We start from the raw sequence: 16,258 nt of genomic DNA, 5'->3' as shown, positions 1-16,258 counted from the left end.
TTTTATATAGTTAATGGGAGGGTTTATATGAAAACTCGTATATTGGCATACATATGTATATTCTTTTTATATGTCAGTGCAGGTTCTTATTCTGTTTTTGCACAGGATCACTTATATGAAGAAATTCAAAAGCATGCAAAACAATATGAGATTGCACCGCAAAATGCGATGATTGATAAGATATGGAAAGCAACACCAGGATATAATGGAAGACAAGTTGATATGGAAGCATCCTATAACAATATGAAGAAATTAAAGCAGTTTGATCAAAAACATCTTGAATTCAAGGAAGTATCACCGAGTGTCCACTTAGAAGATTTATCACCAGCACCAATTTATAGAGGTCATCCGGATAAAAAGATGGTCGGGTTAACAATAAATGTGGCATGGGGAAATGAGTATTTGCCTCGTATATTAGAAATATTGAAAAAACATGATGTGAAGGCGACCTTCTTTTTAGAAGGACGTTGGGTGAAAGAAAATTTACGATTTGCAAAAATGATTGTCGATGCAAAGCAAGAAGTTGGAAATCATTCTTACACACACCCTAATATGAAAACGTTATCGTCTGATGAAATAAGAGATCAGTTACAAAAAACAAATCGAATGATCGAAGCAGCTACGAATCAAAAGGTAAGATGGTTTGCACCGCCGAGTGGAAGTTTTCGGGATGAAGTGGTGAAAATTGCAGATGATTTTCAAATGGGAACGATTATGTGGACTGTTGATACAATTGATTGGAAGCGACCTGAGCCAGGTGTACTATTGCAGAGAGTAATGAGAAAAATACATCCAGGTGCTATCGTATTAATGCATCCTACTTCGTCCACAACAGAAGCATTAGATACAATGATTACAAAATTGAAGGAACAAGGATATAAAGTAGGGAATATAACAGAATTACTGGATGAAAAACGTGTGGATTAAATACATTTGCATGACATTCATCCTTAAACTTGTTATCATTAAATAATAGCACTTATTTAGAGAAACTGGCATTAGGAGGAAAGTTTTTGATTAAAAAATATACTTGTAAAAATGGTGTAAGAATAGTTATGGAGAATATACCAACTGTAAGATCGGTTGCGATTGGTATTTGGATCCATGCAGGATCAAGAAATGAAAATGAAAAAAATAACGGGATTTCTCACTTTTTAGAGCATATGTTCTTTAAAGGAACAGAAACACGTAGTGCACGTGAAATTGCAGAATCATTTGATAGCATTGGCGGACAAGTGAATGCTTTTACTTCAAAAGAATACACTTGTTACTATGCAAAAGTGCTAGATGAGCATGCTAAATATGCTCTAGATGTATTAGCAGATATGTTCTTTAATTCAACATTTGATGAAGAAGAACTGAAAAAAGAGAAGAATGTCGTATGTGAAGAAATTAAAATGTACGAAGATGCTCCAGATGATATTGTGCATGATATGTTAACGAAAGCAACATATGAAACGCATCCGCTTGGATACCCTATTTTAGGAACAGAAGAAACGCTTAATACGTTTACAGGTGATACGCTACGTCAATATATTAAGGATCATTACACACCTGAAAATGTAGTTGTATCAATTGCAGGAAATATTGATGAAGCCTTTTTACAAACAGTAGAGCAATATTTCGGTAGTTATGAAGGAACGACAAACCGTGAACAAGTACATAGCCCAATTTTCCATTTTAATAAGGTAGCACGTAAAAAGGAAACAGAACAAGCTCATTTATGTTTAGGATATAAAGGCTTACAAATGGGACACGAAGATATTTATAACTTAATTGTATTAAATAACGTTTTAGGCGGTAGTATGAGTAGCCGTTTATTCCAAGAAGTACGTGAGCAACGCGGGTTAGCTTACTCAGTATTCTCTTACCATTCTTCTTATGAAGATACAGGTATGTTAACGCTGTATGGTGGAACAGGTAGCCAACAATTAGATACACTGTATGAAACAATGCAAGAAACATTAGAAACATTAAAAAATACAGGTATTACAGAAAAAGAGCTTATGAATAGTAAAGAGCAATTAAAAGGAAACTTAATGTTAAGTTTAGAAAGTACGAATAGTCGTATGAGCCGTAATGGTAAAAATGAATTGCTACTTCGTAAGCACCGTTCACTTGATGAGATTATTGAAAGTGTAAACACGGTAACAAAAGAAAATGTAGATGAGTTAATTCGTAACATGTTTACAGATGAATTTTCTGCAGCATTAATTAGTCCAGATGGAAAACTTCCAAAAGGAATAAAACTGTAATTACTATATATGATTTAAAAATAACCGTATCTCTTTTAAATGAGATACGGTTATTTTTTGTGGGTATATAGAATAGGTACTAATTATGGATAACTTAAATGAATAATTTGGGTAGGGGGAGAGAGTATGCGATTAAGTGAACTAAGTGGGAAAGAAATTGTTAATTTAGAAAGAGCAGAAAAAATGGGGGTTTTAGGCTATGTGGATTTAGAGATTGATGAGAAGGATGGACAAATACAGGCTCTTATTATACCTGCTGGGAAATGGGGAGGTTTTAAAAAGGAACCACAAGAAATAAGAGTCGCATGGAGTCAAATAAAAAAAGTGGGTCATGATATGATTCTTTGCGATATTACAAATCGTTCAAATTCGAAGTGAAAGATGGCCATTTTGGTCATCTTTTTTGTTCATTTTACTCAGAGCAAAATCCAACATAATGTCTTTTCCTACGCCGAATTTTGAGGTGGGGCCTTCCTGCATACAAATAGGGGGATACATGATGGGTGCTTTTTGTTTTTCAATCACCTAAAACTCGTACATTACATATGATGTGGAGGAAAAAGAAAAAGTAGGCACTTTTCTTATAAATGACAGAAAAAGAAGGTGAATTAGGGAATGTTGACTGAGATGCATATTGCTGTCATAGGAGGAGATGCAAGACAGCTAGAAGTAATTCGCAAGCTCGTTGAATTGGATGCGAAACTTTCATTGATAGGGTTTGATCAGTTAGACCATGGCTTCACAGGGGCAGCAAAAGAAAGTATACAAAATTTAGATTTCACTTCTGTAGATGCAATTATTTTGCCAGTTGCAGGTACAAATGCCAAGGGAGAAGTAGATACTATTTTTTCAAATGAAAAAGTTTCTATAACGAAAGAACAAATTGAAAATACACCAGAACATTTTACTATATATTCAGGTATTGGTACGCCTTACTTGGAAAATCTCGTATCTACTACAAACCGTAAACTAATTAAATTATTTGATCGTGATGATGTGGCAATCTACAATTCTATACCAACTGTAGAAGGTACATTAATGATGGTAATTCAACATACCGACTATACAATTCATGGTTCTAATGTAATGGTTTTAGGATTTGGTAGAACAGGGATGAGCGTTGCCAGAGCATTTCAATCATTAGGAGCCCATGTCAAAGTTGGAGCAAGACGATCAGAACATATTGCACGTATTACAGAAATGATGTTTTCTCCTTTTCATATGCAGGACATTGAGAAAGAAGTAGGGGATATCGATATTGTCATTAATACAATTCCTCATCTCGTTGTGACAGCGAATGTCATTTCAAAAATGCCAGCTCATACGTTAGTAATTGATTTAGCTTCTAAACCAGGTGGTACCGACTTTAGATATGCGGAAAAAAGGGGAGTTAAAGCGCTGTTAGCACCTGGATTACCAGGTATTGTTGCTCCAAAAACAGCAGGACAAATTTTAGCGAACGTTCTTTCTCAGTTATTAGCAGAAGATGTAATCGCAAGAAAGGAGAATGGGGAATGAATTTAAAAGGGAAAAGAATAGGGTTTGGTTTTACTGGTTCACATTGTACGTACGAAGAAGTAATGCCTCATTTAGAAAAGTTAATTGCTGAGGGAGCTGAAGTGCGTCCAGTTGTTTCTTACACTGTTCAATCAACAAATACGAGATTTGGAGAAGGGGCAGAGTGGATTAAAAAGATTGAAGAAGTAACAGGTTTTAAAGCGATTAATTCAATCGTTGGCGCAGAACCGCTAGGACCTAAAATTCCACTAGATTGTATGGTAATTGCACCACTAACAGGAAATTCTATGAGTAAATTTGCTAATGCAATGACAGATTCTCCGGTATTAATGGCAGCGAAAGCGACGCTAAGAAATGGTAAGCCCGTCGTATTGGCTGTTTCGACGAATGATGCGTTGGGGCTTAATGGGGTAAATCTCATGCGCCTAATGGCTACAAAAAACATCTACTTCGTCCCATTCGGTCAAGATGCACCAGAGAAAAAACCAAATTCAATGGTAGCTCGCATGGAGTTACTGGAAGATACAGTATTAGAAGCGCTGCAAGGGAAGCAATTGCAACCGGTTGTCGTAGAAAAATTCAGATATATGAATTAAAAAACGAAAAAAAACGGACAATTTTCGATGAAACCATCATTCTTACTGTAGAATATGATAAAATTAACGTTATTAAGATTAGAAGGGGTATTGTATACTCCTTCTCATTCTAAGTTATAGAAGGATTGGTATCTAGAAAGGGGCATAGTGATGGAAAAGCAAAAAACTTTTCATGTCGCTGTAGTTGGAGCAACCGGCGCAGTTGGTGAACAAATGTTAAATACTTTAGAGAAACGAGAATTTCCAATTGGGAAGTTAACGTTACTTTCATCTAAACGATCTGCAGGTAAGAAACTTGTATTTAAAGGCGAAGAATTTACAGTTCAAGAGGCAACTCCTGAAAGTTTTGAAGGAGTAGATATCGCACTATTTAGTGCTGGTGGATCTGTATCAAAACAATTAGCGCCAGAAGCAGCAAAGCGCGGTGCGATTGTTGTTGATAATACAAGTGCATTCCGTATGACAGAAAACGTGCCACTTGTTGTACCTGAAGTAAATGAAAACGACTTAAAAGAACATAACGGTATTATTGCAAATCCAAACTGTTCTACAATTCAAATGGTAGTAGCTCTTGAGCCAGTTCGTCAGCAATATGGTTTAAAACGAGTAATCGTTTCCACATATCAAGCTGTATCAGGTGCTGGTGCGGCAGCGATTGAAGAACTTCATGAACAATCACAAGCAATCTTAAATGGTGAAGAAGTAAAGGCGAATGTTTTACCTGTATCAGGTGATAAGAAACATTTCCCGATTGCTTTCAACGCGATTCCACAGATTGATAAGTTCCAAGATAATGGATTTACATTTGAAGAAATGAAAATGATTAATGAAACGAAAAAAATTATGCATATGCCAGAGCTAGAAGTAGCGGCAACATGTGTACGTTTACCAGTTGTATCAGGTCACTCTGAGTCTGTTTACATTGAAGTAGAAAAAGAAGGCGTAACAGTAGAGGAATTAAAGAACTTACTTGCAAATGCGGAAGGTATCGTTCTGCAAGATAACCCAGAAGAGCAATTATATCCAATGCCAGCTACTGCAGTAGGTAAAAACGAAGTATTCGTTGGAAGAATTCGTAAAGATTTAAATAACGATAAAGGATTCCATCTTTGGGTCGTATCTGATAACTTATTAAAAGGCGCTGCATGGAATTCTGTTCAAATTGCAGAGCGCTTAGTAAAATTACAATTAGTGTAAACGGCTAAGAGAAGGTGCAAAATATGAAAATTATTGTTCAAAAATTTGGTGGCACATCTGTACGTGATGAAAATGGACGTAAGCATGCGCTTCATCATATAAAAAAATCGCTAGATGCGGGTTATAAAGTAGTGACTGTCGTATCTGCTATGGGTCGTAAAGGTGAACCATATGCAACTGATACGTTGTTAAGTCTTGTAAATCAAGAGGAATCTCACATTTCTAATCGTGAGCAAGATTTATTATTATCATGCGGAGAATTAATCTCAGCAATCGTTTTCTCTAACATGTTAAATGAGAACGGTATAAAAGCAGCGGCATTAAATGGTGCACAAGCTGGTTTTGTAACAAATGATGATTTTACAAATGCTAAGATTATTGAAATGAATTGTGATCGTATACACGAAGAGCTAGAAAATGTAGATGTAATCGTTGTGACAGGATTCCAAGGACAAACGAAAAAAGGTGATACGACAACACTTGGACGCGGAGGTAGTGATACTTCAGCTTCAGCTTTAGGTGTTGCGCTTCATGCTGAATATATCGATATCTTCACAGATGTAGAAGGTGTGATGACTGCAGATCCTCGCATTGTAAAAGATGCACGTCACCTTCAAACTGTAACGTATAACGAAATTTGTAACATGGCATACCAAGGTGCAAAAGTCGTTCATCCACGTGCAGTTGAAATTGCGATGCATGCAAAAGTACCGCTTCGTGTACGTTCTACGTACTCTGATAGTGAAGGTACGCTTATTTCAGCATCTGACGGCGCTACAAAAGGCCGTGATGTAGAAGAACGTCCTGTTACAGGTATTGCACATGTATCAAATGTGACGCAAATTAAAGTACTTGCAAAAGAAACAGCATATGATTTGCAGCAGCATGTGTTTAAAGAAATGGCGAATGAAGGAATCAGTGTCGATTTAATTAACATTTCACCTACTGGGGTAGCTTATACGGTGAGTGATAATGTATCAAATCGTGCAGTTGAACTATTACAAAACCTTGGATATGAGCCAATTGTGACAGAGCATTGTGCGAAAGTATCTATTGTAGGAGCTGGAATGGCAGGATACCCAGGGGTTACTGCGAAAATCGTTACAGCTTTAGCTGAAAAAGGTATTCAAATTCTGCAATCAGCAGATAGCCATACGACAATTTGGGTTCTTGTAAAAGAAACTGATTTAGTGGAGGCTGTAAATGCATTACATAGTGCGTTTGAGCTTTCAAAAGAAAAGCAACTGGAACAATAAGGAGTGAGACCATGATAGATTTTGGGACAATTGCAACCGCGATGGTAACACCGTTTGATATAAACGGCAATATCGATTTTGCAAAGACAACGAAATTGGTAAATTATTTAATTGATAACGGTACAACAGCAATCGTGGTAGGAGGAACGACAGGAGAATCTCCTACATTAACTTCAGAAGAAAAAGTAGCGTTATATCGCCATGTCGTATCTGTTGTCGATAAAAGGGTGCCCGTAATCGCTGGAACAGGTAGCAATAATACGCATGCTTCTATTGACTTAACGAAAAAAGCAACAGAGGTTGGTGTTGATGCAGTAATGCTAGTAGCACCGTATTATAACAAACCGAGTCAAGAAGGAATGTATCAGCACTTTAAAGCAATTGCTGAAAGCACGCCACTTCCGGTTATGCTATATAACGTTCCAGGACGATCTATTGTACAAATCTCCGTTGATACAGTTGTTCGTTTATCAGAAATAGAAAACATTGTTGCGATTAAAGATGCAGGCGGCGATGTGTTAACAATGACAGAAATCATTGAAAAAACAGCGGACGACTTTGCAGTATACAGCGGTGATGACGGTTTAACGTTACCAGCTATGGCAGTTGGAGCGAAAGGTATCGTTTCTGTAGCATCTCATGTTATCGGAAATGAAATGCAAGAAATGATTGCAGCGTTCCAAGCAGGTGAATTTAAGAAGGCGCAAAAATTACATCAATTACTTGTAAGAGTAACGGATTCATTATTTATGGCGCCAAGCCCAACACCAGTAAAAACAGCATTACAAATGGTTGGATTAGATGTAGGTTCTGTACGTTTACCACTTCTTCCGTTAACAGAAGAAGAAAGAGTAACGTTACAATCTGTTATGCAATCTATCCCTCGTTAATAAAAATGACCTAGTGTAGAACTAGGTCATTTTTTATTTGTATGAAAGTCTTTTCCTCTCTTTTCTTATCTTACCTATATATGTTTTTATAAGATCATTAACTGGTTTTTCATTATATATTGCAACATGTAAAAGAAAATAATCGTAACCCTTTAAAAGAATTAAAAAGTCATAGTTATTATAGAATGAACACTTGTATAAACGTATTAAAATACCAATTCTATTTTTCGGATAAATTGCTTCAAATATGACGTAATTCATAAAAAAAACTTCATTTTATAAGTTTTTTGTTCAATTCTAGAAAAATAAGTCTTGAAAATCTATATTATGAAATGAATTTAGAGTATTTATAGCTATTTCTTCAAAACGATATGGGGTACGAAATCGGAGTAAATATAAAGGACATCAGTTCGATAAGTTTGTTGGGAATGCGTTCTTTTCCTTTTTCTTTCGCACGATTTAACTTGTGTTCTATTTCTTGTATCAGGTATAATATGGCTAAGTAGCTTAGTACGGGTATGCTTAGCAAAATTGGTAAAAATTATAATTTGATTACATTTTCATATCATATCGAATAAGATATTTGATTTATATAATGAAAGAGAGGTGAAACCTGGTTTAAAAAATAAACAAGGACATGATATCGCATAACGGTAAGGACATTCGTCTTGGACGGTGAATATATGGTGGTTGTAGAGTTTCCCCTGGTGTCTCTGCAATTTTAGTGAAATCAGTGTTTGAAAGATTTTTAAACCAGGCAACAACATGAAGAGAAAAGAGAATGAGTCTGTTAAAGTATTTGCTCTTGGTGGAGTAGGTGAAATCGGGAAAAACATGTACTGTGTTGAAATTGATTCTGAAATCTTTATTGTAGATGCAGGGTTAATGTTCCCGGGAGATGAAATGTTTGGAATTGATATCGTTATTCCTGATATTACATATTTAGTAGAAAACCAAGAGCGAGTAAAAGGTTTATTTATTACTCACGGTCATGAAGATCATATTGGTGGCATTGTTTACGTACTTCGTAAATTATCAATTCCAGTGTATGCAACGAAATTAACGGTAGGACTTATACAAGAAAAACTTGGCGAAGCGGGTATGTTAGGCCGTGTAGATTTAAAAACAATCGATTCAAATTCAACAGTAGAATTTAATACTACAACGGTGTCGTTCTTTGGAACAACACATAGTATTCCAGATTCTGTTGGTGTTTGTTTCCATACATCAAAAGGTGCAATCGTATATACGGGAGACTTTAAATTCGATCAAACTCCAATTGGAAATAGTGGAGCAGACCTTGGGAAAATGGCTCAAATCGGAAATGAAGGCGTTCTATGCTTATTATCTGATAGTACAAATGCTGAGCGTCCAGGCTATACAGGTTCTGAAAAAGAAGTTGGTGTAGAAATTTCTAAAGTGTTCTACGGTGCAGAAGGACGTATTATCGTTGCTTCATTTGCATCGAATGTACATCGTATTCAACAAGTATTTGATGCAGCTGCTGAAACAGGACGAAAAGTAGCGGTTGTAGGACGTAGTATGGTGAAAGTGGTAGATATCGCAAGACGTCTTGGTTATTTAGATGTTCCAGAAGGTATGGTTATTTCACTACAAGAAGTAGACAATTTCCCAGAGAAAAAGGTAGCTATTTTAACGACAGGTAGCCAAGGTGAACCGATGGCAGCCCTTTCTAGAATGGCAAAGCAAGCTCATAAACAAATTTCAATTCGTAAAGGTGATACGGTTATTATCGCGGCATCTCCAATTCCAGGTAATGAAATATCTGTATCGAAAATTATTGATTTGTTATTTAGAGCGGGAGCTGAAGTTGTTTATTACGGTGAAAGAAAAGTTCACGTTTCAGGTCACGGTAGCCAAGAAGAATTAAAATTAATGTTAAATTTAATGAAACCGAAATATTTTGTACCCGTACATGGTGAGTTCCGTATGCAAAAAGCACATGCATACTTAGCTGAAGATGTAGGTATTGCAAGAGAAAATATCTTTATTGTAGAAAAAGGCGATGTAATTGGTTTTGGTGACGATGAAGCGAACTTAGTTGGCAAAGTGCAAGCTGGCAATGTGTTAATTGATGGATTAGGTGTAGGTGATGTTGGTAATATCGTTCTTCGAGATAGAAAAATGTTATCTCAAGATGGAATATTAGTAGTTGTTGTAACACTGGGTAAAGATGAAAAGAAAATTATCTCTGGTCCAGAAATCATTTCACGTGGATTTGTATATGTACGTGAATCAGAAGCGTTAATTGACCGTTCTACAGAGATTGTACGTATGATTGTTGAGCAATCAATTAAAGAATATTCAATTGAATGGTCTATGTTAAAACAAAATATTCGTGAATTATTAGGACAGTTCTTGTACGAAGAGACGAAGAGAAAACCTATGATTTTACCGATTATTATGGAAGTATAAAAAAGATCACCTTTACGGGTGATCTTTTTTCTTTTTCACTCTATCGAATGAAATTTATAACTTAAGAAATACTAGTTATATACGAGTGAAAGGGGATGCGATATGACAGAACGTGATCGTTATACAAATGAAGAGAAAGAGGCTGAGCCGAAAGAAACCGGAAAAGAAGCTTCAATAGTGGAAAAAATTCAGCAGCTTGGACAAACGAATGTACCGCAAATGAATGAATCACGTATTCATTGTTTAACAATTGTTGGACAGGTGGAAGGTCATGTTCAGTTGCCACCGCAAAATAAAACAACGAAATATGAGCATATTATTCCGCAAATTGTTGCGATTGAACAAAATCCGAAAATTGAAGGCTTGCTTTTAGTGTTAAATACAGTTGGAGGTGACGTTGAAGCTGGGCTAGCAATTTCTGAGATGGTCGCTTCACTTTCAAAACCGACAGTATCTTTAGTTTTAGGTGGAGGGCATTCTATCGGTGTACCGATTGCCGTTTCTACAGACTATTCATTTATTGCAGAAACTGCGACGATGACAATTCATCCGATTCGTCTAACAGGTCTTGTTATAGGTGTGCCACAAACATTTGAGTATTTAGATAAAATGCAAGAAAGAGTCATTCGCTTTGTGACGAAGCATTCGAAAGTAACGGAAGATCGTTTTAAAGAGCTTATGTTTGCGAAAGGGAATTTGACGCGAGATATTGGTACGAATGTAATTGGTGGAGATGCAGTGAAGTATGGTCTTATAGATGATGTCGGTGGTATCGGAAATGCGATTCGAAAATTAAACGAATTAATAGATGGTCGCGCGGATGATCATGCAGAAGGGACAATGTTACAATGATTTTATATACAATTATGCCAGAGCAACTCGTGTATCCAGCCGATTATTCGCAATGTGAAAGTCAAAAAGTCGTAAATATAAATGGTGTTGAATTAATGGTTTCAGAAGAAGAACATGGGTATTATTCTATTGTACGCGTGTTAAGTACGGATCCGCTTCACTACTTAGAGTTTGAGCCGGGACAGAAAATAACCTTTTAGCAAAAAGAAGGATTTTGTTTAGAAGCTATGGTATAATATAAAAAACAAGACGGTTGAGCAGCCATGAGAGGGCTGCTTTCTTCTGTTTATTTAACATTTTACAAGAAGTGTAAAAATAGAAGATATAAAGACCTGAAAAAATAGAGAAAACAAACATATAAGCAGAGTTTTTTAGGAAGTTTTACTTATATGTAGATCACGAGGTGAAGAAATGGCAAAACAAAAGCAAAGAGGGACGAAGGCAAAGACAAGACGTACGATAAAGCCAACTTTGTATTATGAAATCGTCGGTTTAACTCTTTTTGCACTTTCAATCATTACGATTTTACAGCTAGGCGTTGTAGGAAAATCGTTTGTGTTATTTTTTCGCTTCTTCTTTGGTGAGTGGTACATAATTGGTGTGTTAGGTGTAATAGCTTTATCCGTTTCATTCGTTATAAAACGTGGATGGCCGAACCTTTTAAATAAACGGTTAATCGGTTTTTATTTAATAGTATTGGCGATATTAATGTTTAGTCATATTACATTATTTAACCTTCTTACGAAAGATGGAGCAGTGCAAAATACTTCTGTTATTGTAAGTACGAAAGATAATTTCTTTCTTGAAATGAAAAAAGGGCCAGATAGCGTTCATTTAGGTGGTGGCATGTTTGGTGCACTTATGTTCGCGACTTGTTACTTCTTATTTGACGAAGTAGGAGCTTATATTATTGGTATTATTTTAGTTATTCTCGGTATACTTTGTATAACAAATAAGCATATTGGAGAAGTGTTAGCTCCAGTTGGCAGAATTCTTAGAAGTCAATTTCAAGTGATGCAAGGGGACTATAAAGATTGGAGAGCCAAAAGAACGGCTGAACAAACAGAAAAGAAAAAAACAACAAGAAGCACAAGGAGCAAACGCGCTGCAGAACATGAAGAAATTATTGAGCCGATGGAAGAAATCTCAATTGATCCTCCGATTATTTCGAATTTCACTGAGAATTATCCTGTAAATGAAGAAGAGGATAAACGAATTGAAGTAGAGGAAGAAGAGTTAATCACTTCACCGTTTATTGAAGAGGCTCCACCAGTTGAAGAGCCGAAGAAAAAGCGTGGAGAAAAAATCGTTGAATCGCTAGAGGGGGAAACACAAGCACCTCCTATGCAATTTTCAAATGTAGAAAATAAAGATTACAAGCTTCCTGCGCTTGATATATTGAAATTTCCAAAGAATAAGCAAGTTACAAATGAAAATGCGGAAATTTATGAGAATGCTCGTAAATTAGAACGTACTTTCCAAAGTTTTGGAGTGAAAGCGAAAGTAACAAAAGTACATAGAGGTCCTGCAGTTACAAAATATGAAGTGTATCCTGATATGGGAGTAAAGGTAAGCAAAATCGTCGGTTTAAGTGATGATTTAGCACTTGCGTTAGCGGCGAAAGACATTCGTATTGAAGCGCCTATTCCCGGGAAATCAGCTGTAGGAATTGAAGTTCCGAACTCAGAAGTCTCTATGGTAACGCTTAGAGAAGTTCTTGATTCTAAAGCTAACAATCATCCGGAAGAGAAGTTGTTAATAGGTCTTGGACGAGATATTACAGGTGAAGCTGTATTAGCCCGTTTAAATAAAATGCCCCATTTGCTAGTGGCAGGTGCGACAGGTAGCGGGAAAAGTGTATGTATTAACGGTATTATTGTTAGTATTTTAATGCGTGCAAAACCACATGAAGTAAAATTAATGATGATTGATCCGAAAATGGTAGAGTTAAATGTATATAACGGTGTGCCTCATTTGTTAACACCAGTTGTAACGGATCCGAAAAAGGCATCGCAAGCATTGAAAAAAGTTGTGAGTGAAATGGAGCGCCGTTATGAATTATTTGCTCATAGTGGCACGCGAAATATTGAAGGATATAATGACTATATAAAAGAGCATAATAATCAATCAGAAGCGAAACAACCCGAATTACCTTATATTGTCGTAATTGTGGACGAGTTAGCAGATTTAATGATGGTTGCTTCATCGGATGTAGAGGATGCGATTATGCGTCTAGCACAAATGGCTCGTGCTGCCGGTATTCATTTAATTATTGCAACGCAGCGTCCGTCAGTTGATGTCATTACGGGAGTTATTAAAGCAAATATTCCATCACGTATTGCATTCGCTGTATCTTCTCAAACAGACTCTCGTACAATTCTTGACGGCGGTGGTGCAGAGAAACTGCTAGGTCGTGGAGATATGCTATTTATACCAATTGGTGCATCGAAGCCCGTACGTGTACAAGGTGCGTTTTTATCAGATGATGAAGTTGAGAGAGTTGTAGAATATGTTATTGGTCAACAAAAAGCGCAATATCAAGAAGATATGATTCCGCAAGATGTTCCTGATACGAAGCAGGAAGTAGAAGATGAATTATATGATGAAGCAGTTCAGCTCGTAGTGGAAATGCAAACAGCATCGGTTTCTATGTTACAACGTAGGTTTAGAGTTGGTTATACACGTGCTGCCCGTTTAATTGATGCAATGGAAATGAATGGTGTAGTAGGTCCGTATGAAGGTAGTAAACCACGTGAAGTGCTCATTAATGATGTACAAGAAAAAAGTTCATAAAAAAAGCCTAATTGTTTTTACAATTAGGCTTTTTTATATGCTGGTTTTGTTATATACTATATTCAGCAATAAAGAAAGGGCTTACATTTAAGGCGATTCTTTAGAATACGAATACTTTGGTGTGGTTTTTTGTGAACGTTCGATATTTAATGTAGAAAATTGTTAAATTTTGTTGACACGTATGGGAGCAAGTGGTAAGATTACTTCGAAAAGAATCACTGCCTCATATAATCTTGGAGATAAGGTCCATAAGTTTCTACCTGGCAACCATGAATTGCTAGACTATGAGGGGAAAAGTGTGTAACAAAGGATGTAAGAGATCTTTGTGCCGAACTTTTTCTCGCTATGAGGAATGTTTGTGGTGCAAAGTTTTTTTTATGCAGTAAAGAGTGAAAATTTCATCTTAAAAAATTATTAATATTTATTCGACAATTATGCCTGTTTTTAGTATTTAGCAATTTTTATTATGTTGTAAGTTGAAAAAAGAGAAAAGAAGTCTTACATCAGAGGTCGAATAATTGAAATGCGGGGGAGTCTTATGTCAGTAAAATCCGATAGTCGTCACCTATATTTACGGGTGATTGATCACATCAAAGAAAAAATTAAAGATGGGGCTTACAAAGAAAGACAAAAGTTACCATCAGAGTTTGATTTAGCGAAAGAACTTGGCGTAAGTAGAGCGACTTTAAGGGAAGCGCTGCGTATTTTAGAAGAAGAAAATGTTGTCATTCGCAGACATGGTGTAGGAACATTTGTAAATGCAAAGCCGTTATTTTCTTCTGGGATTGAACAACTTTCTAGTATTACAGATATGATTTCTAGTGTGGGGAAAACACCAGGAACTATCTTTTTATCATCATCTACAACAAGTTTAACAGAGGAAGAAAAAGAGAAGTTTAATAGTGAAGATGGTTTTAATGCAGTGATGATTGAGCGTGTGCGTACAGCAGATGGGGAACCTGTTGTATATTGTATCGATAAACTTGCAAAAGAGATATTGCCAGATTTATCGGGATACAACGAAGAATCATTGCTTACAGTGATACATAACAATACGCACAAACGTATCACATACGCAGTTGCTCACATTGAGCCGATTGGCTATCATCCGAAAATCTCACCGATTTTGGAATGTGAACCGGAAACGGCACTGCTAGTGTTAAAACAAATGCACTATGATCAAAATGATGAGCCAATCTTATATTCTATCAATTATTTTAGAGCTGATAAGTTTAGCTTCCACGTATTAAGAAAACGTATGTAGGTGAGTTCCTTTTTAGGGAGGTGACAGCAAGAAGTTAGGGACAGCAGCGTATAAAAAAATAGACAAATCATTTCAGGAGGGGTTTCTAGTATGAAGAAAAAAACAGGTCTTTTATTATCATTAACATTAGCAGCAAGTGCGGTGTTAGGTGCATGTGGTAACTCGGATAAAGCGAGTAGCGACAAAAAAGAGTTTAAAGTTGGTATGGTTACAGATGTTGGGGGCGTTGATGACAAATCATTTAACCAATCAGCTTGGGAAGGTTTAACGAAGTTCGGTAAAGACAATGACTTAAAGAAAAATGAAGGATATCGTTATCTTCAATCTAGTAAAGATGCGGATTATATCCCGAATTTAACGAAATTTGCGAAAGATCATTATAACACAACATTTGGTATTGGTTACTTAATGGAAAAATCAATTGCAAAGGTAGCTGAACAATATCCAAAAGAGCAATTTGCGATTGTAGATACAGTTGTAGAGAAGCCGAACGTAACAAGTATTACATTTAAAGACCATGAAGGTTCATTCCTAGTTGGTGCTGTAGCAGCGATGACGACAAAATCAAATAAAGTTGGGTTTGTTGGTGGTGTAAAAAGCCCATTAATTACAAAATTTGAATCAGGCTTTAAAGCTGGTGCAAAAGCAGTAAATCCAAATATCGAAATCGTATCACAATATGCTGATGCGTTTGATAAACCAGAAAAAGGCTCTGTATTAGCTTCAGCAATGTACGGTGGTGGAGTTGACGTAATTTACCATGCTTCAGGTGCAACTGGTAACGGTGTATTCACAGAAGCGAAAAACCGTAAGAAAAAAGGTGAAAACGTTTGGGTAATCGGTGTTGACCGTGACCAAAATCAAGAAGGTATGCCTGAAAACGTAACTTTAACATCAATGGTAAAACGTGTTGATATTGCAGTAGCAAAAGTAGCACAAGAAGCGAAAGATGGTAAATTAAAAGGCGGTAAAGTAGAAGAATTCGGATTAAAAGATGACGGTGTTGGTATTGCGAAAACTACTGACAATGTGAAAAAAGTAAATCCAGAAATCTTAACAAAAGTAGAAGAGTTTGAGAAGAAAATCACTGACGGTGAAATTAAAGTCCCTGCAACTGACGAAGAATATAAAACATATGAAGCTTCTCTAAAGAAATAATAATAGAGAAATAGCAAAGGTTAGTTCGTAGAACTAACCTTTG

At 36.3% G+C, this 16,258-nt stretch carries 14 protein-coding genes and 1 riboswitch; all 14 genes read left to right on the top strand.

The genetic code is table 11. The annotated features are described in order from the left end of the window. The first annotated feature begins 27 nt into the window (after positions 1–27). Positions 28–927: a polysaccharide deacetylase family protein gene (locus MKY00_RS18560; protein WP_000857420.1), complete on the top strand. Its 900-nt coding sequence runs from the start codon at positions 28–30 to the stop codon at positions 925–927. An 86-nt stretch (positions 928–1,013) separates the two neighbouring features. Next, positions 1,014–2,255 (top strand): M16 family metallopeptidase, encoded by a 1,242-nt coding sequence (locus MKY00_RS18555; protein WP_000592994.1) that lies wholly within the window; start codon positions 1,014–1,016, stop codon positions 2,253–2,255. Between the two features lie 126 nt (positions 2,256–2,381). Continuing rightward, positions 2,382–2,633 (top strand): YlmC/YmxH family sporulation protein, encoded by a 252-nt coding sequence (locus tag MKY00_RS18550; RefSeq protein ID WP_016718300.1) that lies wholly within the window; start codon positions 2,382–2,384, stop codon positions 2,631–2,633. A gap of 237 nt (positions 2,634–2,870) precedes the next feature. Further along, positions 2,871–3,773: a dipicolinic acid synthetase subunit A gene (gene dpaA / locus MKY00_RS18545; protein WP_000954733.1), complete on the top strand. Its 903-nt coding sequence runs from the start codon at positions 2,871–2,873 to the stop codon at positions 3,771–3,773. Next, positions 3,770–4,369 (top strand): dipicolinate synthase subunit B, encoded by a 600-nt coding sequence (gene dpaB, locus MKY00_RS18540; RefSeq protein WP_001049480.1) that lies wholly within the window; start codon positions 3,770–3,772, stop codon positions 4,367–4,369. The genes dpaA and dpaB overlap by 4 nt, the downstream gene beginning before the upstream one ends. A 150-nt stretch (positions 4,370–4,519) precedes the next feature. Continuing rightward, entirely contained in the window at positions 4,520–5,566 is a 1,047-nt protein-coding gene (asd, locus tag MKY00_RS18535; protein WP_000414848.1) for an aspartate-semialdehyde dehydrogenase, read from the top strand. Positions 5,567–5,589: 23 nt separating this feature from the next. Then, positions 5,590–6,822: an aspartate kinase gene (gene dapG / locus MKY00_RS18530; RefSeq protein WP_000692473.1), complete on the top strand. Its 1,233-nt coding sequence runs from the start codon at positions 5,590–5,592 to the stop codon at positions 6,820–6,822. 11 nt (positions 6,823–6,833) lie between these two features. Further along, positions 6,834–7,712 (top strand): 4-hydroxy-tetrahydrodipicolinate synthase, encoded by an 879-nt coding sequence (dapA, locus tag MKY00_RS18525; RefSeq protein ID WP_000564761.1) that lies wholly within the window; start codon positions 6,834–6,836, stop codon positions 7,710–7,712. A 765-nt stretch (positions 7,713–8,477) separates the two neighbouring features. Continuing rightward, a complete protein-coding gene (locus MKY00_RS18520; RefSeq protein WP_000823085.1) occupies positions 8,478–10,148 on the top strand; it encodes a ribonuclease J in 1,671 nt (556 codons plus the stop codon). A 102-nt stretch (positions 10,149–10,250) separates the two neighbouring features. Beyond that, entirely contained in the window at positions 10,251–11,000 is a 750-nt protein-coding gene (gene tepA / locus MKY00_RS18515) for a translocation-enhancing protein TepA (protein WP_000139814.1), read from the top strand. Next, positions 10,997–11,200 carry a YlzJ-like family protein gene (locus MKY00_RS18510; protein ID WP_000605027.1) on the top strand — a complete coding sequence of 68 codons (204 nt, stop codon included), beginning with the start codon at positions 10,997–10,999 and terminating at the stop codon, positions 11,198–11,200. Before tepA ends, MKY00_RS18510 begins: the two co-directional genes overlap by 4 nt. Positions 11,201–11,411: 211 nt before the next feature. Continuing rightward, the gene (locus MKY00_RS18505) at positions 11,412–13,793 is read left to right on the top strand and encodes a DNA translocase FtsK (RefSeq protein ID WP_001118800.1); all 2,382 of its coding nucleotides are present in this window, start codon (positions 11,412–11,414) and stop codon (positions 13,791–13,793) included. A 203-nt stretch (positions 13,794–13,996) separates the two neighbouring features. After that, positions 13,997–14,098, top strand: a riboswitch (purine riboswitch). A gap of 233 nt (positions 14,099–14,331) precedes the next feature. Further along, positions 14,332–15,057: a GntR family transcriptional regulator gene (locus MKY00_RS18500; RefSeq protein WP_000114176.1), complete on the top strand. Its 726-nt coding sequence runs from the start codon at positions 14,332–14,334 to the stop codon at positions 15,055–15,057. Between the two features lie 90 nt (positions 15,058–15,147). Beyond that, positions 15,148–16,215 (top strand): BMP family lipoprotein, encoded by a 1,068-nt coding sequence (locus tag MKY00_RS18495; RefSeq protein WP_000730592.1) that lies wholly within the window; start codon positions 15,148–15,150, stop codon positions 16,213–16,215. The last annotated feature ends 43 nt before the right edge of the window (positions 16,216–16,258 follow it).

The sequence above is a fragment of the Bacillus sp. FSL R9-9834 genome (genome assembly GCF_038006905.1).
Taxonomy (GTDB): domain Bacteria; phylum Bacillota; class Bacilli; order Bacillales; family Bacillaceae_G; genus Bacillus_A; species Bacillus_A pacificus.
The sequence above is the reverse complement of the archived record's forward strand: the minus strand, read 5'-3'. Positions and strand labels throughout refer to the sequence as shown.

What these genes read in the sequence shown, in the direction of transcription:
- MKY00_RS18560 (WP_000857420.1), top strand. Translation starts at nt 28, where the DNA reads ATGAAAACTCGTATATTGGCATACATATGTATATTCTTTTTATATGTC.
- MKY00_RS18550 (WP_016718300.1), top strand. Translation starts at nt 2,382, where the DNA reads ATGCGATTAAGTGAACTAAGTGGGAAAGAAATTGTTAATTTAGAAAGA.
- dpaA (WP_000954733.1), top strand. Translation starts at nt 2,871, where the DNA reads ATGTTGACTGAGATGCATATTGCTGTCATAGGAGGAGATGCAAGACAG.
- dpaB (WP_001049480.1), top strand. Translation starts at nt 3,770, where the DNA reads ATGAATTTAAAAGGGAAAAGAATAGGGTTTGGTTTTACTGGTTCACAT.
- asd (WP_000414848.1), top strand. Translation starts at nt 4,520, where the DNA reads ATGGAAAAGCAAAAAACTTTTCATGTCGCTGTAGTTGGAGCAACCGGC.
- dapG (WP_000692473.1), top strand. Translation starts at nt 5,590, where the DNA reads ATGAAAATTATTGTTCAAAAATTTGGTGGCACATCTGTACGTGATGAA.
- dapA (WP_000564761.1), top strand. Translation starts at nt 6,834, where the DNA reads ATGATAGATTTTGGGACAATTGCAACCGCGATGGTAACACCGTTTGAT.
- MKY00_RS18520 (WP_000823085.1), top strand. Translation starts at nt 8,478, where the DNA reads ATGAAGAGAAAAGAGAATGAGTCTGTTAAAGTATTTGCTCTTGGTGGA.
- tepA (WP_000139814.1), top strand. Translation starts at nt 10,251, where the DNA reads ATGACAGAACGTGATCGTTATACAAATGAAGAGAAAGAGGCTGAGCCG.
- MKY00_RS18510 (WP_000605027.1), top strand. Translation starts at nt 10,997, where the DNA reads ATGATTTTATATACAATTATGCCAGAGCAACTCGTGTATCCAGCCGAT.
- MKY00_RS18505 (WP_001118800.1), top strand. Translation starts at nt 11,412, where the DNA reads ATGGCAAAACAAAAGCAAAGAGGGACGAAGGCAAAGACAAGACGTACG.
- MKY00_RS18500 (WP_000114176.1), top strand. Translation starts at nt 14,332, where the DNA reads ATGTCAGTAAAATCCGATAGTCGTCACCTATATTTACGGGTGATTGAT.
- MKY00_RS18495 (WP_000730592.1), top strand. Translation starts at nt 15,148, where the DNA reads ATGAAGAAAAAAACAGGTCTTTTATTATCATTAACATTAGCAGCAAGT.